The sequence below is a fragment of the Clostridium vincentii genome (genome assembly GCF_002995745.1).
Classification (GTDB): domain Bacteria; phylum Bacillota; class Clostridia; order Clostridiales; family Clostridiaceae; genus Clostridium; species Clostridium vincentii.
Map to the genome: position 1 here is coordinate 66,525 of NZ_PVXQ01000003.1, position 20,144 is coordinate 86,668.

At 31.2% G+C, this 20,144-nt stretch carries 21 protein-coding genes and 1 pseudogene; 17 read left to right on the top strand and 5 right to left on the bottom strand.

Going from position 1 to position 20,144, the window contains the following annotated elements; translation table 11 throughout:
• Positions 1-11: 11 nt before the first annotated feature.
• Positions 12-1,001, top strand: a complete 990-nt coding sequence (locus CLVI_RS02040; protein ID WP_423237127.1) for a FecCD family ABC transporter permease — start codon at positions 12-14, stop codon at positions 999-1,001.
• 1 nt (position 1,002) lies between these two features.
• Positions 1,003-1,791, top strand: coding sequence for an ABC transporter ATP-binding protein (locus tag CLVI_RS02045; RefSeq protein WP_106058447.1), 789 nt, complete (start codon positions 1,003-1,005; stop codon positions 1,789-1,791).
• Positions 1,792-1,873: 82 nt separating this feature from the next.
• On the opposite strand, the gene CLVI_RS02050 is transcribed toward CLVI_RS02045, so the two are convergent.
• Entirely contained in the window at positions 1,874-3,283 is a 1,410-nt protein-coding gene (locus CLVI_RS02050; protein WP_106058448.1) for an aspartate ammonia-lyase, read from the bottom strand.
• Between the two features lie 436 nt (positions 3,284-3,719).
• Here CLVI_RS02050 and CLVI_RS02055 point away from each other — a divergent pair, with 436 nt between their 5' ends.
• Complete coding sequence (locus CLVI_RS02055) at positions 3,720-4,163, top strand: Lrp/AsnC family transcriptional regulator (protein WP_106058449.1); 444 nt, start codon at positions 3,720-3,722, stop codon at positions 4,161-4,163.
• 51 nt (positions 4,164-4,214) lie between these two features.
• Here CLVI_RS02055 and CLVI_RS17350 read toward each other — a convergent pair whose 3' ends face one another.
• The 4 genes from CLVI_RS17350 to CLVI_RS02070 all read right to left on the bottom strand — a co-directional run bounded on the left by CLVI_RS17350 (position 4,215) and on the right by CLVI_RS02070 (position 5,491).
• Positions 4,215-4,370 carry a hypothetical protein gene (locus CLVI_RS17350; RefSeq protein WP_170065570.1) on the bottom strand — a complete coding sequence of 52 codons (156 nt, stop codon included), beginning with the start codon at positions 4,368-4,370 and terminating at the stop codon, positions 4,215-4,217.
• Between the two features lie 118 nt (positions 4,371-4,488).
• Complete coding sequence (locus CLVI_RS02060) at positions 4,489-5,043, bottom strand: manganese catalase family protein (protein ID WP_106058450.1); 555 nt, start codon at positions 5,041-5,043, stop codon at positions 4,489-4,491.
• A 2-nt stretch (positions 5,044-5,045) separates the two neighbouring features.
• Positions 5,046-5,309 (bottom strand): spore coat protein CotJB, encoded by a 264-nt coding sequence (locus tag CLVI_RS02065; protein ID WP_106058451.1) that lies wholly within the window; start codon positions 5,307-5,309, stop codon positions 5,046-5,048.
• A 14-nt stretch (positions 5,310-5,323) separates the two neighbouring features.
• On the bottom strand, positions 5,324-5,491 hold the full coding sequence (locus CLVI_RS02070; protein WP_106058452.1) for a spore coat associated protein CotJA: 168 nt from the start codon (positions 5,489-5,491) through the stop codon (positions 5,324-5,326).
• Between the two features lie 173 nt (positions 5,492-5,664).
• On the opposite strand from CLVI_RS02070, the gene CLVI_RS02075 reads away from it, so the two are divergent.
• The 14 genes and pseudogenes from CLVI_RS02075 (at position 5,665) to CLVI_RS02140 (ending at position 19,990) form a co-directional block, all read left to right on the top strand.
• A complete protein-coding gene (locus tag CLVI_RS02075; RefSeq protein ID WP_106058453.1) occupies positions 5,665-6,417 on the top strand; it encodes a DeoR/GlpR family DNA-binding transcription regulator in 753 nt (250 codons plus the stop codon).
• On the top strand, positions 6,417-7,322 hold the full coding sequence (gene pfkB / locus CLVI_RS02080) for a 1-phosphofructokinase (protein WP_106058454.1): 906 nt from the start codon (positions 6,417-6,419) through the stop codon (positions 7,320-7,322). Before CLVI_RS02075 ends, pfkB begins: the two co-directional genes overlap by 1 nt.
• 16 nt (positions 7,323-7,338) lie before the next feature.
• Positions 7,339-9,244 (top strand): annotated as a pseudogene (locus tag CLVI_RS02085) (PTS fructose transporter subunit IIABC).
• A gap of 201 nt (positions 9,245-9,445) precedes the next feature.
• Positions 9,446-9,904, top strand: a complete 459-nt coding sequence (nrdR, locus tag CLVI_RS02090; RefSeq protein ID WP_106058455.1) for a transcriptional regulator NrdR — start codon at positions 9,446-9,448, stop codon at positions 9,902-9,904.
• A gap of 135 nt (positions 9,905-10,039) precedes the next feature.
• A complete protein-coding gene (gene pgeF, locus CLVI_RS02095; protein WP_106058456.1) occupies positions 10,040-10,780 on the top strand; it encodes a peptidoglycan editing factor PgeF in 741 nt (246 codons plus the stop codon).
• Positions 10,781-10,791: 11 nt separating this feature from the next.
• Positions 10,792-11,505: a response regulator gene (locus CLVI_RS02100; protein ID WP_106058457.1), complete on the top strand. Its 714-nt coding sequence runs from the start codon at positions 10,792-10,794 to the stop codon at positions 11,503-11,505.
• Complete coding sequence (locus tag CLVI_RS02105) at positions 11,495-13,171, top strand: HAMP domain-containing sensor histidine kinase (RefSeq protein WP_106058458.1); 1,677 nt, start codon at positions 11,495-11,497, stop codon at positions 13,169-13,171. Before CLVI_RS02100 ends, CLVI_RS02105 begins: the two co-directional genes overlap by 11 nt.
• 167 nt (positions 13,172-13,338) lie before the next feature.
• Positions 13,339-14,211: a phosphate ABC transporter substrate-binding protein gene (locus CLVI_RS02110; protein WP_106058459.1), complete on the top strand. Its 873-nt coding sequence runs from the start codon at positions 13,339-13,341 to the stop codon at positions 14,209-14,211.
• A gap of 24 nt (positions 14,212-14,235) precedes the next feature.
• A complete protein-coding gene (pstC, locus tag CLVI_RS02115) occupies positions 14,236-15,126 on the top strand; it encodes a phosphate ABC transporter permease subunit PstC (protein ID WP_106058460.1) in 891 nt (296 codons plus the stop codon).
• Positions 15,126-16,010, top strand: coding sequence for a phosphate ABC transporter permease PstA (gene pstA / locus CLVI_RS02120; protein ID WP_106058461.1), 885 nt, complete (start codon positions 15,126-15,128; stop codon positions 16,008-16,010). The genes pstC and pstA overlap by 1 nt, the downstream gene beginning before the upstream one ends.
• Positions 16,011-16,021: 11 nt before the next feature.
• Positions 16,022-16,771 (top strand): phosphate ABC transporter ATP-binding protein PstB, encoded by a 750-nt coding sequence (gene pstB / locus CLVI_RS02125; RefSeq protein WP_106058462.1) that lies wholly within the window; start codon positions 16,022-16,024, stop codon positions 16,769-16,771.
• Between the two features lie 12 nt (positions 16,772-16,783).
• Positions 16,784-17,446, top strand: coding sequence for a phosphate signaling complex protein PhoU (gene phoU / locus CLVI_RS02130; RefSeq protein ID WP_106058463.1), 663 nt, complete (start codon positions 16,784-16,786; stop codon positions 17,444-17,446).
• Positions 17,447-17,681: 235 nt separating this feature from the next.
• The gene (der, locus tag CLVI_RS02135; protein WP_106058464.1) at positions 17,682-19,001 is read left to right on the top strand and encodes a ribosome biogenesis GTPase Der; all 1,320 of its coding nucleotides are present in this window, start codon (positions 17,682-17,684) and stop codon (positions 18,999-19,001) included.
• Positions 19,001-19,990, top strand: coding sequence for an NAD(P)H-dependent glycerol-3-phosphate dehydrogenase (locus tag CLVI_RS02140; protein ID WP_106058465.1), 990 nt, complete (start codon positions 19,001-19,003; stop codon positions 19,988-19,990). The genes der and CLVI_RS02140 overlap by 1 nt, the downstream gene beginning before the upstream one ends.
• The last annotated feature ends 154 nt before the right edge of the window (positions 19,991-20,144 follow it).

A 20,144-nucleotide genomic window follows, 5' to 3' on the forward strand; every position in this document is an offset into this window, starting at 1 on the left:
ATAATAGGTTTCTGTGGGTTTTAAGCATTTCAATTTTATTGATTTTTTTAGTATTACTTATTAGTTTAAATCTTGGATCATTTAAAATAGCACCTTTGGATGTTATAAAGACTTTAACTGGTCAAGGAACGAGTAATTTTAGAATGGTGATAATTAATTTAAGACTTCCTAGAATATTGATTGCTATTCTTATAGGAACTGCATTGGCTACTGCTGGAGTAATACTTCAAGGAGTAACAAGGAATGATTTAGCTGACTCAGGTATACTGGGTATAAATTCAGGAGCAGCTCTTTTTGTAGTAGTATACATATATTTAATTAATGGCAATGTTTATGAGGGCATTAGCAATATAACAATTTTCACCATGCCAATAGTTGCCTTGTGTGGAGCGGCCTTTGGAGCATTTCTTATTTATGCTTTATCTTGGAATAAGGGGATAAACTCCTCTAGATTGATTTTAATAGGTATAGGAATAAATATTGCATTTACTTCCTTACTTACAGTTTTTCAATTGAAATTTTCTACTCAAGAATTTAATAGAGTTATGGCATGGACCCAAGGTAGCATTTGGGGGGTTGGATGGAAGTATGTATATGCTATAGCACCTTTCATAATTTTGATTATCATACTTGTAGTGCGTAAATCAAAGTATTTAGATGTATTAACTTTGGGAGATGAGATCTCTAAAGGACTTGGGATAGAGGTAGAAAAAGAAAGAAGAAAATTAATCATATTTGCTGTTATTTTAGCTGGAGTATCAACATCCGTTGCTGGAAGTATTTCTTTTTTGGGATTAGTATCGCCACATATAGCTAGAAAGTTAGTAGGACCAACTCATGTGAAACTTATACCTATATCAGCGGTGATTGGAGTTTTGATTTTATTAATTGGTGATACAATTGCTAGAAATATATTAGCGCCAATGGAAATTCCTGTAGGAATAGTTATTTCTATAATAGGAGTACCATATTTTATTTATTTAATGTTAAAGGAGAATTAAGATGAATTGTATAGTTACTGAGGAATTAAATATAGGATATGGAAACATTGAAATAGTTAAAAACTTAAATTTAAATATCCCAAAGGGAAAAATTACATCATTAATAGGTGCAAATGGATGTGGAAAATCTACTATACTTAAAACCATTGCTAGAATATTGAAGCCTACTAGTGGGACTATCTATATAAATGGCAAGGCAATTGAAAAACAACACTCAAAAGACTTAGCAAAGATAATGGCTGTCCTTCCTCAAAATCCAGAAGCTCCAAAAGGATTAAAGGTAGAAGAACTTATTGCATATGGAAGATTTCCACATCAAAAAGGATTTGGTGGATTAAAGCAAGAGGATAAAGATATAATAAACTGGGCTTTAGAAAAAACAGGAATTTTAGAATTTAGGAATAGATATGTTGAAACTTTATCTGGAGGTCAAAGGCAGAGAGCTTGGATAGCTATGGCATTAGCTCAAGAAACAGATATTCTTTTGCTAGATGAACCTACTACATATTTAGATTTGGCGTACCAATTAGAAATATTACAATTACTACAAGAAATCAATCAATCTCATAAAATAACTATATTGATGATTATACATGAGATAAATAATGCGGCTAGATTTTCAGATTATATGATTGGAGTAAAAAAAGGAGAGATTATATGTGCTGGGACTGCAAAGGAAGTAATGACAAATACAAATCTTAAAGAAATATTTAATATAGATGCAGAAATTATGGAGAATCCAAGAGATGGTAAGCCTGTTTGCCTAACTTATGATATTATTTCTAATTGATATTAAAATAAGAAATAAAAAAAGGAGTGTATCAAAAAAATTCAATACACTCTTTAAATAATTCTAATATAGCTGTTTAAGATTAAATAGCAAATTGATCAACTTTATATTCTATTTCTGTCATTGCAATAGGATTAAGTATTGATTCAAGTTTATCTTCAGTAAATATACCATCCTTTAAAACAATATTTCTAATAGTTTCACCAGTTGATAATGCTTTTTTGGCAATTTCAGCTGCTTTTTTATAGCCTATATAAGGACAAAGAGCAGTAGCGGTTCCAACACTTTGATCTAAAAGTTCCTTACATCTTTCAGAATTTGCAGTAATACCTATTATGCAGTTATCTACAAAGGTTTTAGTTACACATTCTAAGGTTTCAATAGATTCAAAGAGATTATAAAACAATACTGGTTCAAAGGCATTTAGCTCTAATTGACCGGCTTCAGCAGCCATAGTTATAGTAAAATCATTTCCGATTATGTTAAAAGCAACTTGGGAAACCACTTCAGGAATGACTGGGTTTATTTTGCCAGGCATCATAGATGAACCGTTTTGCATACTAGGTAAGTTTATTTCCCCTAAACCTGTCTTTGGCCCACTAGATAATAAACGTAAATCATTTGCTATTTTAGATAAATTAACTGCACAACTCTTAAGTGCACCTGAAACAGTAACAAACCCATCAGTGTTTTGAGTGGCATCTATAAGATCTTCAGCTTGAGATACCTTTGTACCAATCACATCTTGAAGATTTTTAGTAATGTTATATAGATATTGAGGACTTACATTTATAGAAGTTCCTATAGCGGTAGCTCCTAAGTTTAAAGTTCTCATTTCCTTCTCGGAAACATTTAAGCGATTAATATCGCGTTTAATTACTGAGGCATAAGCATGGAAGGATTGACCAAGTCTTATTGGAACTGCATCTTGTAGTTGAGTTCGTCCCATTTTAATTACACCGTCAAATTCCTCCGATTTAATTATAAGTGCATTATATAATCTATTTAATTGAAAAATTGCTTTAGGCAATAATTTTATTACTGCAAGTTTCCCCGCTGTTGGAAATACATCATTAGTAGATTGGGCCATATTGACATGATCATTTGGATTAACTATATTGTAATCACCTTTAACTCCACCAAGAATTTCTATGGCACGATTAGCAATCACTTCATTAGCATTCATATTAGCAGAAGTTCCTGCTCCTCCTTGAATGGGATCAACAATAAATTCATCGTGCAACTTCCCTGAAATAATTTCGTCACATGCTACTATTATTGAATCGGCTATTTCATTATCTAAAAGTCTAGCATTTCTATTAGTAATAGCAGCAGCCTTCTTAATTTCTGCAAGACTTATTATTAATTTGGAATTCATTTTTTTACTTGTTATATGGAAATTGTTATTTGCACGCAAGGACTGAACTCCATAATAAGCTCCAGATGGCACCTTCATACTTCCTATTGAATCAAATTCTATTCTTGTATTCATATCCAAATCCCCCAATTAATTATTATTGTTATTTAATATAACTGAGAATAGCATTTATAAAAAACAAAGTAAATGATTTGTAAATAACAACGAATAAAGAAATTAAAACACCGGAGAAGACTTAATAAAAAAAACTATAAAGAGGGATGTCTTTATTTTATAAACTTTAGTAAATTAATTAAAAGCTGGATATACTAGAATGAAAATTAACATGATTGCTAATATTATAAATAAAGTGAAGCGAAATACTAAGAATATTAAGTTTGTTAAAATAATTATTGTTGAGTAATTAACAATATAGATATTATATTTGGCTAAATAACTTGAATTATATTGAATATGACAGTAAAATATAAAGTATAGTGCAATGGTGCATATAAAAAGGTCAAACTTTTTTATATGTGCCTTTTTATTTTGTAAAAATGAGGAGTATATTATGGATAAAATTGATTTAAATCTTATAAAATTATTAGAAGAAAATGCTCGATACCCGTTAAAAAAACTTGCAGAAGAAGTATTCTTATCATCACCTGCAGTCTCAGCTCGGATAGAAAAATTGGAGAGAACAGGAGTGATTATAGGATATAGTGCTAAAGTTAATCAGTTGGAACTTGGTTATAATATTACTGCATTTATTAATTTAGCTATGTCACCAAAACAAAAAACTGAGTTTTATCCATTTATTGCTGATTGTCCTAATGTCCTTGAGTGTAATTGTGTAACAGGTAATTATTCAATGCTTATAAAAGTAGCATATCGAACTACCGTGGAGCTTGATACTTTTATTGGTCATTTGCAAAAGTTTGGCAACACTGAAACGCAGATTGTTTTTTCTACACCCGTGGATCCTAGGGGTATTCAAATTCAGATTAATGAATAAGTCTATAGAAATTAAAAAATCAGCCTATTTCGGCTGATTTTCAAGGCATAATTAAAATCCTTTATGTTTAGCTTCTAGGCCACTTTCGTTAATTCCCGGCTTTTCACGAGTAGTATTAAAACTATTTTTTGTGTATTGTCCTTGAGATTTGGTGCCATTCTTTAAATAATTTTTTTTATCATATTCTCTGTGGTTTTGACTATCCATAAACAGCATCTCCTTTCTTTTTGGTACATACATAGTATGCCAACAATTTATATAATAATTCAAATAAAAAATGGTATGAAACCTAAAATTTTCATACCATTTTTAAAAACTCTATTTACTAAATAGAATCTTGAATAGCCATTAAGCCTTCGCCGAATCGTTGAAAGTGAACGACTTCTCTTTCTCTTAAAAATTTCAAAATTTCTTTTATGTCATAATCATCTGTTAAATTTATTAAATGTTCATAGGTTGCTCTAGCTTTTTGTTCTGCAGCCATATCTTCGGTAATATCAGCTACTGGATCGCCTTTTGCTTGTATATAAGTTGCTGTCCATGGATTTCCAGATGCATCATTATAAAACAATGCTTTTCCATGATCTACATAACTGGCACCAAGTCCTACAGCCACAAGTTCTTCTAAGGACGCATTTTCAACAATTTGATGAACCATTGTTCCAATCATCTCAACGTGCGCAAGTTCCTCAGTTCCAATATCGGTCAACAATGCTTTTGATTTGCCTGTAGGCATTGTAAAACGTTGATTTAAATATCTAAGGGCTGCTCCTAATTCTCCGTCTGGGCCACCATATTGCGATATAAGAAATTTAGCCATCTTTAAATCTTTTGATTTTAGATTGATTGGATATTGCAGAGTTTTTACGTAAGTCCACATACTTAATTCTTCCTCCTGATTTTTCTTTGCCAAGGCCATGGATCGTGTGTCCAAGACTCAGGATTACTATTATCGGATGAACCGAAATTTGTAAGTTGTCCATATTTTTCTTCATATATACACATTGATTCGGACAGTTTCATAGATATTTCTTTATAGTCACGTTTGGCATTTTCACATTCTGGAAAATTATCTAGGTATAGATTAAGGTCCAGAGCGTAAAATTGATATTTCATTATACTTTCCATTAAGTCTTTTTTATCCATTTATATATCACCTCTTAGCATTTAGATTTTGTTTTTTCATAATAGGGCATAGATAGATCTTTGAATATTGTACCTTTTTCAAAGGCATCGTTAATTGTATATAAGTTTTCATAAACTTGAAGTAGTACATATGCTCTAGCATAGTCCATTTCTTTACCTAAATATTCAATATCTTTACGCATTTTGTTTATCCTTTCATTATTCTTTTGCTCATTGCTATATTATGAGAAATATCTAAGAAATGTGAAGAATTAAGAAGAAAATTACTCTTATGAAGGAAAGTGAAGGAAAGTGAATTAAAAGCGTTGACATGTGAATTAATTTGAAGTATATTGATTGTAAGGGAGTGATGTAAATGTTAACAGAGGAAAGACAGAGGCTAATATTAAATAAATTAGAAAAAGAATCTGTGCTGTATGTTAACGATTTAGTTACATATTTAGATACATCAGAATCAACAATAAGAAGAGATTTAAATACACTAAATAAAAATGGGTCCCTTAATAAGGTTCATGGTGGCGCTACGTCAATAAAAGAAAAACTTATAAATACTATTGAAGAGAAAGTTCAAAATAGACAAGCTCTAAATATTGAAGAAAAAATTATTATAGCAAAATATGCAGCTAGGTTAATCAAACCAAATGATATGGTTTATTTGGATGCTGGAACAACAACAGAATTGATGATTGACTTTATAACAGAAAAAAAAGCAATTTTTGTAACTAATGGAATAGTCCATGCTAAGAAGCTGATAGAAAAAGGGTTCAAAACATACATCTTAGGTGGGGAACTTAAAATTATTACTGAAGCGATAGTTGGAGTAGAAGCTATAAATAGTCTTAGAAAATATAATTTTGCAAAAGGTTTTTTTGGTGCTAATGGAATCCATAAAGAAAGAGGTTATACAACACCTGATATTAGTGAAGCAATGGTAAAGGAAGAGGCTTTAAACAGAAGTAAGGAAGCATATATCATTTGCGATAAATCTAAGTTTGATGAAATAAGTTCTATAACTTTTGGGGATATTAATAGTGCTACAATAATTACTACATTATTAGAAGATAAATCCTATAGAGAATTTACTAAAATAAAGGAAGTGATCAAATAATGATTTATACAATTACCTTTAACCCAGCACTAGATTACGTAGTAAAAGTTGAAAATTTTAATTTAGGTCATGTTAATAGAAGTGTTGGAGAAAAAGTATATCCTGGAGGCAAGGGAATTAATGTTTCTATTGTACTAAATAATTTGGACGTAGAAAATAAAGCTCTTGGTTATATAGCGGGATTTACAGGAGTTGAAATAGAAAGAAGTGTTAGGGCACTAGGATGTTTAACTGATTTTATCCATCTTGAAAATGGTATGTCTAGAATAAATGTAAAAATAAAGACAGATAAAGAGTCAGAAATTAATGGTGGTGGACCGGATATAACTGAAACAGATTTAAAGGGTCTTTACAATAAACTAGATGCATTATGTGAGGACGATATATTGGTTTTGGCAGGAAGTATACCAAAATCATTACCAGAGGATATTTATGAAAGCATAATGAAAAGACTTGATGGTCGAGGCATTAGATTTATTGTAGATACAACAGGGAAATTACTATTAAATGTACTAAAATATAAACCGTTTTTAATAAAGCCAAATCACCACGAGCTTGGGGAAGTATTCAATGTCGAAATTAAAACCCAAGAAGAAATTATTTTATATTCTAAAAAGCTTATTGAAATGGGTGCTGAAAATGTTATTATTTCCATGGCTGGAGATGGTGCTATACTTGTAGAATCTAATGGGGGTGTAACAATAAGCGGTGTTCCAAAGGGAATTGTTAAAAATTCTGTTGGAGCAGGAGATTCTATGGTAGCGGGATTTATAGCTGGGTATTTAAATAATAAGGATATTAGAGAAGGATTTAAAATGGGGGTTGCAACAGGAAGTGCCAGTGCATTTTCTGATGGGTTAGCAACAAAAGAAAAAGTTTATTCTTTATTAAAAGAAATAAAATAATGGGAGGTAGATTATAATGAAAATTACTGATTTATTAAAAATTAGTGGGATTGATCTCAACACAAAAGTTAGTACAAAGGATGAAGCTATAACTAAACTTGTAGATTTAATGGATAGCTTAGGAAATTTAAATGATAAAGAAGCATATAAAAAAGCTGTTTTAGAAAGAGAGAGCTTAAGTACTACAGGTATTGGAGATCAAATAGCAATACCTCATGCAAAAACAAAAGCAGTTAAAGCAGCAGGACTTTCAGCTATGGTAATTAGAGATGGAATTGATTTTGATTCTTTAGATGGAGAATCTGTTAAGTTATTTTTTATGATAGCAGCTCCAGATGGAGAAAACAACCTACACCTAGAAGTATTGGCTAGATTAGCAACTATGCTAATGGATGCTAATTTCAAGAATCAGTTAATTAATGCAAAAAGTAAAGAAGAATTTTTAGCACTTATTGATAAAAATGAAAATATTAAGGTTAATAAGGAGAATGATAAAATGAAAGCAGGAAGTTATAGAATCTTAGCCGTAACAGCTTGTCCAACAGGAATTGCTCATACTTATATGGCAGCTGAAAGTCTTGAAAATAAAGCAAATGAAATGGGAGTATCTATAAAAGTTGAGACTAATGGAGCAGGTGGAGCCAAAAATGTTTTAACTAAGCAAGAAATAAAAGATGCTGAATGTATAATTATAGCAGCAGATAAAAATGTATCTATGGAAAGATTTAATGGTAAAAAGGTTATTCAAACTAAGGTTTCAAATGGTATACACAAATCTGAAGAACTTATAAATAAAGCTATTAGTGGAAATGTACCTGTCTATAACCATGGATCTAAAAGTTCAGATTCAGATGATAGCTTAGACGAAAAAGAAGGTATAGGAAGACAAATATATAAACATTTAATGAATGGTGTTTCTCATATGTTACCATTTGTTATTGGTGGAGGTATATTAATTGCAATAGCATTCTTACTTGATGATTACAGCATTGACCCATCAAAATTTGGTAGTAATTTACCAATAGCAGCATTCTTCAAAACTATAGGAGGAACTGCATTTGACTTTATGTTACCTATATTAGCAGGATATATCGCTATGAGTATAGCTGATAGACCAGGCTTAGCACTTGGTTTTGTTGGTGGAGCACTTGCAAAGGCCGGTACAACGTATGCAAGCGCATTTGACTCTTCTATATCAGTAGTAAGTGGAGGCTTCTTAGGGGCATTATTTGCAGGGTTTCTTGCTGGTTATATAGTTTTAGGCTTAAAGAAAGTATTTAGTGGGTTACCAAAAGCCTTTGAAGGAATAAAACCAATATTGTTATATCCAGTATTTGAACTATTATTAGTATGTCTTGTAATGGTATTTATAAATCCATTCTTTGGATCAATAACTACAGCAATTACAGCTGGTCTTAATTCAATGGGAGGAACTAGTAGAATTCTTCTTGGAATAGTTGTTGCAGGTATGATGGCAATAGATATGGGTGGTCCATTTAATAAGGCAGCTTATTTATTCGGAACAGCATCTTTAGCTAGTGGAAATTATGGCAGCAGTAATGGCTGGTGGTATGGTACCACCACTTGCAATAGCAATTTGTACAACATTCTTTAAGAAGAAGTTTACTAAAAGTGAAAGAGAAGCAGGAATAACAAACTATATTATGGGGTTATCCTTTATAACAGAAGGAGCAATACCATTTGCCGCAGCAGATCCACTAAGAGTTATACCAGCATGTATAGCAGGATCTGCAAGAGCAGGAGCAATATCAATGGCATTTGAATCTACATTAAGAGCACCTCACGGTGGAATATTCGTACTACCGGTTATAGGAAGTCCACTTGGATTCTTCATAGCACTAGTTGCAGGTTCTCTTGTTGGAATGGCAGTTCTAGCACTGTTAAAGAAAAACAAAGCATAAAATATATTTAAAGAAAAATAAATCATAAAAGCTGTCTCAAAATATTAATATATTTTGAGACAGCTTAAATTTTTTTTCAGAGGAGGTAAGAAGTGAATCTAGAGTAAATTTCACTATAGATAGGAATAGCACTAGATAAAAAAAAGAAAAACGGTTATAATTTATATATATAAAATTCAAACTGGAAAAGGTGGAATTGTAATGAAGTGTCCCTTCTGTTCCTTTGAAGAGAGTAAGGTAGTTGATTCAAGATCAACTGATGATAATAATACTATTAGACGACGAAGAGAATGTTTAGCCTGTGGAAAGAGATATACTACATATGAAAAGATAGAAGATATACCTATTCTTGTTATTAAAAAGGACTCAACTAGAGAACATTTTAATAAGGATAAGATAGTAAATGGTTTGATTATTGCATGTCAAAAAAGGCCTGTATCCAGACAGCAAATTGAAGATATAGCAGAATATATCGAGAAAATTATTTCTAATAAAATGTTAACTGAAGTTAAAAGTGATTATATTGGTGAAATGATAATGGATAAATTAAAGGGTGTTGATGAAGTTTCCTATGTTAGGTTTGCATCTGTTTATAGACAATTTAAAGACATAAATACTTTCTTAGAGGAAATTAAAGGCTTAATGACAAGTAAAAGATAAACTTTAGAGCAACTGATATATTCAGGGGCTTTTTTTGCTTTAAATTCAGGTTAAAGTTAAGTTAATTATAATGTATTAAAATAGATAATTAGATTATATAATGTTAAACTAATCCTAGTATGGTAAGGAGGAATAATGATAAAATTAAAGGCTAATTCCTTAAATAGATATAAAGATTATTTAGTAATGGACAATAATGAAATAAAGGTTGTGTTCTCAACAGCAGAGGAAGAGAAGAATTTTAATAGGAATACAGACGAGGGATGCAAAGAGTTGAATAATTTGAAAAGAGAATTTAACGTAGATAATGTAGTATATTTAAAACAAATTCACTCTGATAAAGTTGTGGTTTTTAATGGGGAAAAAGAAAATGAAGTTATTGAAACAGAGGGAGATGCATTAATTACAAATGTTGGGAATTCGATAATTGGAGTGTTTACAGCTGATTGTGTTCCAATAATTTTAGTGGATAGAAATAAAGGCGTAATTGCAGCAATTCATTCTGGATGGAAAGGAACATATAAATCAATTACAAAAAAGACTATAGATAAACTTATAAAAGAGTACAAAGTAGATCATAAGGATATAAAGGCTTATATTGGGCCTCATATTAGAAAGTGTTGTTATGAAGTATCAGAAGAATTAAAAAATAATTTTATTAAAGAAAAGAACATAAGTGAAGATAAATTGTTTCTAGGTAGAAACTTAAATATGGAAGAATGTATTTTGAATGATCTTAGAGAACATGGAGTTATTGAGGAGAATATTAATTCAGTTCAATTGTGCACTCATTGTTCAAAAGAAATCAAATTGCATTCCTATAGATCTTCAAAGGGAGCGTATGGAAGGTTATTTTCATTTGCAATATTGAAATAGGGGGAATAAAAATGGCTGAGGAAAAAGTGTTAATAGTTGATGATGAAGAACATATTGTAGAGTTACTAAAATTTAATTTAACTAATGCTGGATATAAGGTTATTACAGCAAATAATGGGTTGGATGCATTGAAGCTTGCAAAGGAAAATAAACCGGATTTGTTGCTTCTTGATTTGATGTTACCTGGAATGGATGGTCTTGATGTTTGTAAGGAAATAAAAAGAAATAAGGAAAGTTCAAATACATCCATAATTATGCTCACAGCAAAGGGTGAAGAGTTCGATAAAATATTAGGATTAGAGTTAGGTGCGGATGATTACATTACAAAGCCTTTTTCTATAAGAGAATTACTTGCCAGGGTAAAGGCTGTTCTAAGAAGAGCTGGAAGCAGAGAAGAGGGGCTTGATGAAGTTTTCGAAAGTGGAAGACTTAAGATTAATTTTGAGAGACATGAGGTTTTTATTGAGGATGTTAAAGTAGATTTAACATTAAAAGAGTTTGAACTTCTTCAAATTTTAATTAAGAATAAGGGGAAAATACTTCAAAGGGAAACCTTATTAGATAAGATATGGGGATATGAATATATTGGTGAAACAAGGACAGTTGATGTCCATATAAGATATATAAGAAAGAAAATAGAAGAGGATGATAAAAATCCTAGATTTATTGAAACAATTAGAGGCGTGGGGTATAGGTTTAACCCATTGCAAAGCAATGAGAAGTAAGATACTAACTTCGGTTATAATAACAGTATTATTTGCTTTAATTAGTGCCACATGTCTATTTGTTGTAATATCAAATATTCAAGAGATTAATAGAACAAAAGATTCTTTAAAAAACCTGAATAATTATGCAATAAAACTAAATATAAAAGATGAAAAACTAATAGAAGATTATCAAATTAATAATGTTAAAGTAAGGTGTACTCTAATTGATAGTAATGGAACTGTATTATATGATAGTACAGGAAAAAACTTGGAGAATCATTTAAATAGAATAGAAGTACAAGATGCTATAAATAATGGTGAAGGTTCTTCAGTTAGATTAAGCGATACTACAAGAGAAAAACTGATATATTATGCTACTAAGCTGGATAATGGGCAAATTTTAAGAACATCAATACCTTTTAAAACAATAGTTTTTTTCAAGGGGGATAATATAATTTATTGGTTTATTATAATATTAATAGTTTTTAGCTTTTCAATTTTTTTAGCAATGAAATTAGTAAGAGCTATTATAGAACCTTTAAAGGATTTAGAAAATGTTACAGCTAGAATTGCAAATGGGGATATGCATATTAGAGTAAAGGAAAAGTCTAAAGGAGAAATTGGATCCTTAGGAAGAACTTTTAATAATATGGCAGATCAGCTTCAAAATCAAATCAATCAAGTTATAGATAAGCAAAATAGATTAGAGTCGATATTAAGTTCTATGGAAAGTGGAGTTATAGCTGTAGATAGAAGAAATAGGGTAATTATTATTAATCCCTATGCAAAAAGAATATTTGGAATAAGAAAAGACATAACAGGAGAACTGATTTCTGATTATATAAAAGATTACGATGTAAACAAATTTTTAAATAATGAAGATGATATAGAAGGAGAAATCAAGCTTTTACATCCAATTGAAAGAGAATTAAAAGTGAAAAAGGCCTCTATTATATATGATTTAGAGAAGATAGGAAAAGTAATTGCAGTACAAGATATTTCAGAGATTAAAAGGCTTGAAAATATGAGAAGTCAGTTTGTAACAAATGTATCCCATGAACTTAAAACGCCTCTTACATCAATAAAGGGTTTTGCAGAAACTTTAAAATATGTTGAAGATGAGGAAACTAGACAAAAGTTCTTGGATATTATTAATAAAGAATCGGAAAGATTAAGTAGACTAATAAATGATATATTGGTTCTCTCGAAAATAGAAAGTGATGCTTTTGGAGAGGAAGAAGAGTTTCTGCCTAATGTTATAATTGAAGATGTGTTAAATATGGTTAAAGCTTTGGCAGAAACAAAGGATATTTCTTTGGAGGTCGATCAAGATAATCAGCAATTATTATATGGTGACCGAGATAAATTTCTACAACTTGTCTTAAACTTAGTTGAAAATGGAATTAAATATTCTAATTCAGGATCAAAGGTCAAGGTAAGCAGTTATTCGGAGAAGGGGATTTATATATTACAGGTTAATGATACCGGAATAGGAATTCCTAAAGCTGATTTGCCTAGAATATTTGAAAGATTTTATAGAGTGGATAAAGCACGAAAAAGTGGCGGAACAGGATTAGGTTTGGCAATAGTTAAACATATAGTTAAAACATTTAATGGAGAAATGATTATAGATAGTACGGTGGGGGTTGGGAGTACCTTTACTGTCAAGTTAGAGCATTTATAAAAAGTGATAAATAACTCTTTTTAAATAGGCCAATGTTAATTTTTTTTAACATTAATCTAATGTTAGTTAACATTAAAGTAATACTGAGTTAACTTTTAGGTTATATTATAAAAGTGTAAGATAAATACATGAAAAAAATGAAAAAAATAAATTTTTGGAGGCAAACTATGAAAAAAAGAAATTTAAAACTTATTGTTGGAATGCTAGTCGTTACTATGGTTGGAGGGGCTTTTGTAGGATGTGGATCAAAGGAAAGTACTGGTGAGGAACAATTAATTAATATAAGTGGTTCATCAGCAATATTTCCACTAATGGAAAAATCAATTGAAGGATTTAATGCAAAAAATCCAGATTATACAATAAATGCTCAAGCAGGTGGATCAGGCACAGGATTAACTCAAGTCCTTGAAGGTACAGTAAATATTGGTAACTCAGATATATTCGCTGAAGAGAAACTAGATGAAGCGAAAGCAAAGGAATTAGTAGATCATCAAGTTGTTGCTCAAGGATTTGCAGTAGCAGTTAGTAAAAATCTAGGAGTTACAAATTTAACAAAGGATCAAATAGGAAAGATTTTTTCAGGACAAGTAAAGAATTGGAATGAAGTTGGTGGACCTGATAAAGAAATTCTTGTAATCCATAGACCTGCATCTTCAGGTACAAGAGCAACTTTCGTTAAAACTGTTTTAGGTGGAGATAAGGCTTTAGAAAATGATGCAATTGGGGCAACTCAAGATGCAAATGGATCAGTAAAAACAGCAATGGAACAAAATGATGGAGCAATTAGTTATTTAGGACTTGCATATCTTCAAGGGGATGCAAAAGATACTCTTACGGGCGTTGCAATAGATGGTGTAACTCCAGAAAAAGCAAACATTACTACTGGTAAGTATGTATTCTGGTCTTGGGGACATATGTACACTAAGGGAGAAGCTACAGGATTATCTAAAACCTTTATTGATTATGTATTAAGCTCGGATAATGTTGAAGCTGTTGAAGAATTAGGATTTATTTCAGGAAGTGAAATGAAAGTAAAATAATTTGATGTTAAGGAATGATATTATATGGAGAAGAGAAGTTTTAAAGAGCGATTACTAAATGACTATTTAGGAAAAATATTTGCAACTGCATGTGGCCTATTAATAATAGTTATTACAGGATCAATCATAATATTTATAGCTCAAAAAGGTACGCAGACCTTTATAAAAGGAAACTTCGATATAATGGAATTTCTATTCTCAAACAACTGGAAACCAAGTGAAAGCCAGCCCTCTTTTGGGGCTCTGGCTTTTATTGTAGGTTCAACAGTAATATCAATGGGGGCGGTAATTATTAGTGCCCCTGTTGCTATTGCTTTGGGAATATTTGTTAATGTTATATCTAAGAAGTTAGGACAAAAAATAATAAAACCTGCCCTTGAAATTTTAGTTGGTATTCCTTCAGTTGTTTATGGCTGGGTTGGGGTATCGGTTTTAGTCCCTTTAATAAAGGAAAATGTAGGGGGAATAGGCTACTCCGTTTTAGCAGGAATTTTAGTGTTATCTTTGATGATACTACCAACAATAGCTACATTGTCAATAGATGCTATAAAGACTATTCCTATTGAACATATAGAAGCATCCTACGGATTAGGTGCCACTAGATGGCAAACTATTAAAAATGTAATTATCCCAGGAGCAAAAAATGGAATTTTAACAGGCGTAGTGCTAGGAATAGCAAGAGCTTTTGGAGAAGCACTAGCAGTTCAAATGGTAATTGGAAATACTGTTAAATTAGTTGATAGTATATTAGCTCCTACGGCAACTATAACCAGTATTATAACTATGGATATGGCAAATACTATTGGAGGAACACCTTGGAATGATGCTCTTTGGACATTAGCATTAATACTTTTAATAATTTCCTTCCTATTTATAGTGATAATTAGAAAGATAGAAAAAAGGAGTGAAATTTAATGAGCCCAAAAAAAGCGGATAAATTGGCAACAATAACTATATACATAATGAGCTTCTTTGTGGTTATTATTTTAGGAGCGTTTCTTATATATGTTATTGCCAAAGGGATGAATATGATAAAACCAAGTTTTATATTTGGAACTCCTAAATCAACTTCAGCAGGAGGTGGAATTGGGCCTCAATTATTTAACTCCTTTTATATGCTATTAGTTTCTCTAATTATTACAGTTCCAATAGGAATAGGAGCTGGAATATATCTAGCTGAGTATGCAAAAGAAGGATTTGTAGTAAGATATATAAGAATTTCTCTAGAAACAATGGCTTCTCTTCCTTCAATAGTAATAGGAATGTTTGGAATGTTAGTCTTTGTTAATATGGCAGGCTGGGGATACTCAATTATATCAGGAGCCTTATCTGTAAGTATTTTAAACATCCCTTCAATGACAAGAATCTCAGAGAATGCAATAAAAATAGCTAGCTTAAGGGTTAAGGAAGCCTCTTTAGGGCTTGGGGCTAGTAAATGGCAAACAATAGCTCGACTTACTTTGCCAACTGCTATGAGTGAGATATTAACAGGTATAATTCTTGCCTCAGGTAGGATATTTGGAGAAGCAGCAGCGTTTTTATATACAGCGGGACTTAGTTCTGGTAATTTAAACTTTGATACTATAAGTTTAACAGGTAAGGTATCTGCCTTTTCTCTATTTAAACCAGCTGAAACCTTAGCTGTTCATATATGGAAAGTAAACTCTGAAGGTGTAGTTCCAGATGCAGCAGCAATTGCAAATGGTACTGCAGCAGTTTTAATCATTGCAGTATTAATGTTTAATCTAATAGCAAGGTTAATTGGAAATAGGGTGTTAAAGTCGTATAGTGGGAATTAGGAGGTAGAGTAATGTCTATTATAGAAACAAAAAATTTGAACCTTTATTATGGAACAAATCAAGCGCTTAAAAATATAAATTTAGAAATAAATGAACATGAAGTTACAGCTCTAATAGGTCCATCGGGCTGTGGTAAGTCAACCTTTTTAAGAACTTTAAATAGACTTAATGACTTAATTGAGAGTGTAAGGGTCGAGGGAGAAGTGTTATTTGAAGGGCAGAATATATATGATAACTATGATGATATAGCGTTAAGAAAAAGAGTAGGTATGGTATTTCAAAAGCCTAATCCGTTTCCAATGTCAATTTATGACAATATTTGTTATGGTCCTAAAATTCATGGGATTAAGGATAAAAGAGTTTTAGACCAAATAGTGGAGACTAGTTTAAAGGGAGCGGCACTATGGGAAGAAACTAAAGATAGATTGAAAAAAAGTGCCCTTGGACTTTCTGGAGGACAGCAACAAAGATTGTGTATTGCAAGAACTTTAGCAACATCACCAGAAATAATTTTAATGGATGAACCAACTTCGGCTTTAGATCCTATTTCTACTAGTAAAGTTGAAGAATTAATGCATGAATTAAAAAAGAAGTATACAGTTATAATAGTTACACATAATATGCAACAAGCAGGTAGAATTGCAGATAAAACTGCTTTCTTCTTAAATGGAGAAGTAATTGAATTTGGCGATACTGAAAATATATTTTTTAAGCCTAGGGATAAAAGAACAGAAGACTATATTACAGGCAGATTTGGATAAGGAGGTATTTAAATGACTAGAATTTCTCAAAAAGAAAGAATAAAAGAAATTAATAAGAATCTGATATTAATGGCGAATTTAGTTGAAAAGCAGATATATGGATGTATGGTCGTTTTAAAGAAACATGATGTGAAAATGGCAGAAGATATAATTAATGGTGATGATGAGGTTGATGAACTTCAACAAACTATTGAAGAAGAATGCATTAAGTTTATAGCAACGGAACAGCCTTTAGCTAAGGATCTTCGAAACGTATTTACTGCTATTAAAATAGTAACTGATTTCGAGAGGATGGCTGACTATGCAGTTGATATTTGTAAAATAGTTAAAAAAAATAAGTCTCCAGATTCTTCAATATTAGATGAAGCCTTACCTCTATGGGACATGGAAGAGATGGTTAGAAAGATGATAAATCTTTCAATTAATGCTTTTATAGAAAGAGATGTAGAAAAGGCATATGAAATATGTAAGATGGATGACAAAGTAGATGAGTTATATAAAAGAATTTTCAAGGCTATTATAAAAAATATTGTAAACAATGAAGGTAATAGCGAGGAAACAGCACAATTATTATTTGTAGCTAAGTATCTAGAGAGAATTGGAGATAGAGTTACTAATATATGTGAAGGTACAATCTTTGTTAAAACAGGAACTTATGTTGATTTAAATGAATAGCTTTAAAAGGGAGTTTTGGTTATTCCAAGGCTCTTTTTTTATTGCTAAGCATTGGATAACCTGCATTAGCAATTGACTAAAATATATTATTAATGTAATATAGCATAAGGTAGATGACTTTTGAAAAAAAGGGAGATAGTTTGAAAAATCAATCTTTTTTAGAATATACTATTCGATATAGTATATTTGAGGACTTTATATATCAATCAATTTTAATTATTAAGGAGGATGTCTAATGGCAAAACCGATAGTTGCAATGGTTGGAAGACCTAATGTAGGAAAATCAACATTGTTTAATAAAATAGCTGGGAAAAGAATATCAATAGTTCAAGATACTCCAGGAGTTACAAGAGATAGAATTTATGCTGACGCGGATTGGCTTAGTTATAACTTTACTATGATAGATACAGGTGGTATTGAACCTGATAGTGATGATTTGATAGTTAAGCAAATGAGAAGACAGGCACAAATAGCTATAGAAACTGCAGATGTTATTGTTTTTATTGTTGATGGAAAAGAAGGTATAACTCCTGCTGATGCAGAAGTTGCTAATATGCTTAGAAAAAGCAAAAAGCCAATTGTTTTAGTTGTAAATAAGGTAGATTCTTTAAAGGATGAAAATAATGCCTGGGAATTCTACAAATTGGGGATGGGAGATCCAATAACAATATCAGCAACACAAGCCTTAGGACTTGGAGATATGCTTGATAAAGTAGTTGGAATGTTCGATAAAGCACTTTTTGAACAAGATGATGATGAATATATTAGGATAGCTGTAGTTGGAAAACCTAATGTTGGAAAGTCTTCTTTAATAAATAAGCTTTTAGGAGAAGAGAGAGTAATAGTATCTAACATACCTGGTACTACTAGAGATGCAATAGATAGTAACTTAAATAATGAATTAGGAAAATTTATACTTGTAGATACTGCTGGAATTAGAAGGAAAAGTAAGGTTAAGGCAGAAATTGAAAGATATAGTGTAATAAGAACATTAACAGCTATAGAAAGAGCTGATGTTTCTATTTTAATGATAGATGCAACAGAAGGAATCACAGATCAAGATGAGAAAATAATTGGATATGCCCATGAAATGAAGAAAGCAATTATGATTGTTGTAAATAAATGGGATCTTGTTGAAAAAGATGATAATACTATGGCAAAATTCAAGATTGATTTCCAACAAAGTCTTAAATTCTTATCATATGCCGAATACTTATTTATATCAGCATTAACTGGACAAAGAACTCATAAGGTTCTAGAACTTGCTAAAAAATGTTATGATAATTATAGTAAGAGAATTTCTACAGGTATATTAAATGAAGTATTAGATAAGGCTGTTCTAATGAAAGAGCCACCAATAGTTGGATTAAGAAGAATGAAGATTTATTATGCAACTCAAGTAGCAAATAGACCACCTAAATTTATTTTCTTTATAAATGATAATAATACAAGACATTTCTCTTATGAAAGATATTTAGAAAACCAGATAAGAGATAGTTTTGATTTTAAAGGTACTGGTATACAAATTGAGTACAGAGAGAGGAAGGATAAGTAATGAGCAAAGTAGCCTTTATTGGAGGAGGAAGCTTTGGAACCGCACTTGCTATTCTTTTAGCAAAAAAAGGTGATGAAGTTTCAGTATACGATAGAGATGAAAGTGTCGTTAATGACATTAATGATAATAGAACAAATAATAAGTATATAAAGGGCTTGATTATTCCAAATGGAGTTCAGGCATATTCTGATTTAGATGAGGCTATTATTTCTGCTGATTATATAGTATTTGCTATACCTTCACATGTAATAAGGACTATGGCAAAGTCTCTTAGTGGACGTATAAAACCTGATGTGCCAATAATATCCATTGCAAAGGGGATAGACCCTGAAACTGATGAGAGATTATCTGTTGTAATTCAAAGAGAGTTACCTAATCCAGTTGTTATTCTTTCTGGGCCAAGTCATGCAGAGGAAGTAGCTGCAAATATTCCAACTACATTAGTAGTTACCTCTAGAAATATGGAATGTGCAAAAGAGGTCCAAGATTTATTTATGACTACTGATTTTAGAGTTTATACAAACGAGGACATAATTGGAGTTGAAATAGGTGGAGCTGTTAAGAATATAATTGCTCTAGCAGCTGGAATTGTTGATGGCATGGGTTATGGAGATAATACAAAAGCTGCTCTTATGACAAGGGGAATGAAAGAAATTTCAAGGATTGGAATAGCTCTTGGCGGGAAAGCTGAAACATTTTATGGATTAACAGGCATGGGGGATCTAATAGTTACATGTACCTCTATGCATTCTAGAAATAGAAGAGCTGGGATACTTATAGGTGAAGGCAAAAGCTTGGAGGAAACTCTGAAGGAAGTCGGAATGGTTGTAGAAGGCGTCAAGGCCTGTAAAGCCTTTTATGAGTTGAAGGAGAAAATAGGAGTTTCTATGCCTATAACAGACGTATTATATAAGGCACTATTTTTAGATAAAAATCCTAAAGAATGCGTTAGAGAATTAATGGAAAGAAATAAAAAGAGTGAAACATAATAAATTAAAAGTAAGTTAAAGTGTAGAAGAAATTCTATGCTTTTTTTTATTTATAGAAAGCATTTTTATACACACTGCAAGCATAGTATATAAAAGATGATATATATATTTTCTCATAATTTATTTTTAAATTTAGTATATATTATTAGGCATT

What these genes read in the sequence shown, in the direction of transcription:
- CLVI_RS02045 (WP_106058447.1), top strand. Translation starts at nt 1,003, where the DNA reads ATGAATTGTATAGTTACTGAGGAATTAAATATAGGATATGGAAACATT.
- nrdR (WP_106058455.1), top strand. Translation starts at nt 9,446, where the DNA reads ATGAAGTGTCCCTTCTGTTCCTTTGAAGAGAGTAAGGTAGTTGATTCA.
- CLVI_RS02070 (WP_106058452.1), bottom strand. Translation starts at nt 5,491, where the DNA reads ATGCGTAAAGATATTGAATATTTAGGTAAAGAAATGGACTATGCTAGA.
- CLVI_RS02060 (WP_106058450.1), bottom strand. Translation starts at nt 5,043, where the DNA reads ATGTGGACTTACGTAAAAACTCTGCAATATCCAATCAATCTAAAATCA.
- pfkB (WP_106058454.1), top strand. Translation starts at nt 6,417, where the DNA reads ATGATTTATACAATTACCTTTAACCCAGCACTAGATTACGTAGTAAAA.
- CLVI_RS02065 (WP_106058451.1), bottom strand. Translation starts at nt 5,309, where the DNA reads ATGGATAAAAAAGACTTAATGGAAAGTATAATGAAATATCAATTTTAC.
- pstB (WP_106058462.1), top strand. Translation starts at nt 16,022, where the DNA reads ATGTCTATTATAGAAACAAAAAATTTGAACCTTTATTATGGAACAAAT.
- pgeF (WP_106058456.1), top strand. Translation starts at nt 10,040, where the DNA reads ATGATAAAATTAAAGGCTAATTCCTTAAATAGATATAAAGATTATTTA.
- pstA (WP_106058461.1), top strand. Translation starts at nt 15,126, where the DNA reads ATGAGCCCAAAAAAAGCGGATAAATTGGCAACAATAACTATATACATA.
- pstC (WP_106058460.1), top strand. Translation starts at nt 14,236, where the DNA reads ATGGAGAAGAGAAGTTTTAAAGAGCGATTACTAAATGACTATTTAGGA.
- CLVI_RS02055 (WP_106058449.1), top strand. Translation starts at nt 3,720, where the DNA reads ATGGATAAAATTGATTTAAATCTTATAAAATTATTAGAAGAAAATGCT.
- der (WP_106058464.1), top strand. Translation starts at nt 17,682, where the DNA reads ATGGCAAAACCGATAGTTGCAATGGTTGGAAGACCTAATGTAGGAAAA.
- CLVI_RS02105 (WP_106058458.1), top strand. Translation starts at nt 11,495, where the DNA reads ATGAGAAGTAAGATACTAACTTCGGTTATAATAACAGTATTATTTGCT.
- CLVI_RS02140 (WP_106058465.1), top strand. Translation starts at nt 19,001, where the DNA reads ATGAGCAAAGTAGCCTTTATTGGAGGAGGAAGCTTTGGAACCGCACTT.
- CLVI_RS02100 (WP_106058457.1), top strand. Translation starts at nt 10,792, where the DNA reads ATGGCTGAGGAAAAAGTGTTAATAGTTGATGATGAAGAACATATTGTA.
- CLVI_RS02050 (WP_106058448.1), bottom strand. Translation starts at nt 3,283, where the DNA reads ATGAATACAAGAATAGAATTTGATTCAATAGGAAGTATGAAGGTGCCA.
- CLVI_RS02075 (WP_106058453.1), top strand. Translation starts at nt 5,665, where the DNA reads ATGTTAACAGAGGAAAGACAGAGGCTAATATTAAATAAATTAGAAAAA.
- CLVI_RS17350 (WP_170065570.1), bottom strand. Translation starts at nt 4,370, where the DNA reads ATGGATAGTCAAAACCACAGAGAATATGATAAAAAAAATTATTTAAAG.
- phoU (WP_106058463.1), top strand. Translation starts at nt 16,784, where the DNA reads ATGACTAGAATTTCTCAAAAAGAAAGAATAAAAGAAATTAATAAGAAT.
- CLVI_RS02110 (WP_106058459.1), top strand. Translation starts at nt 13,339, where the DNA reads ATGAAAAAAAGAAATTTAAAACTTATTGTTGGAATGCTAGTCGTTACT.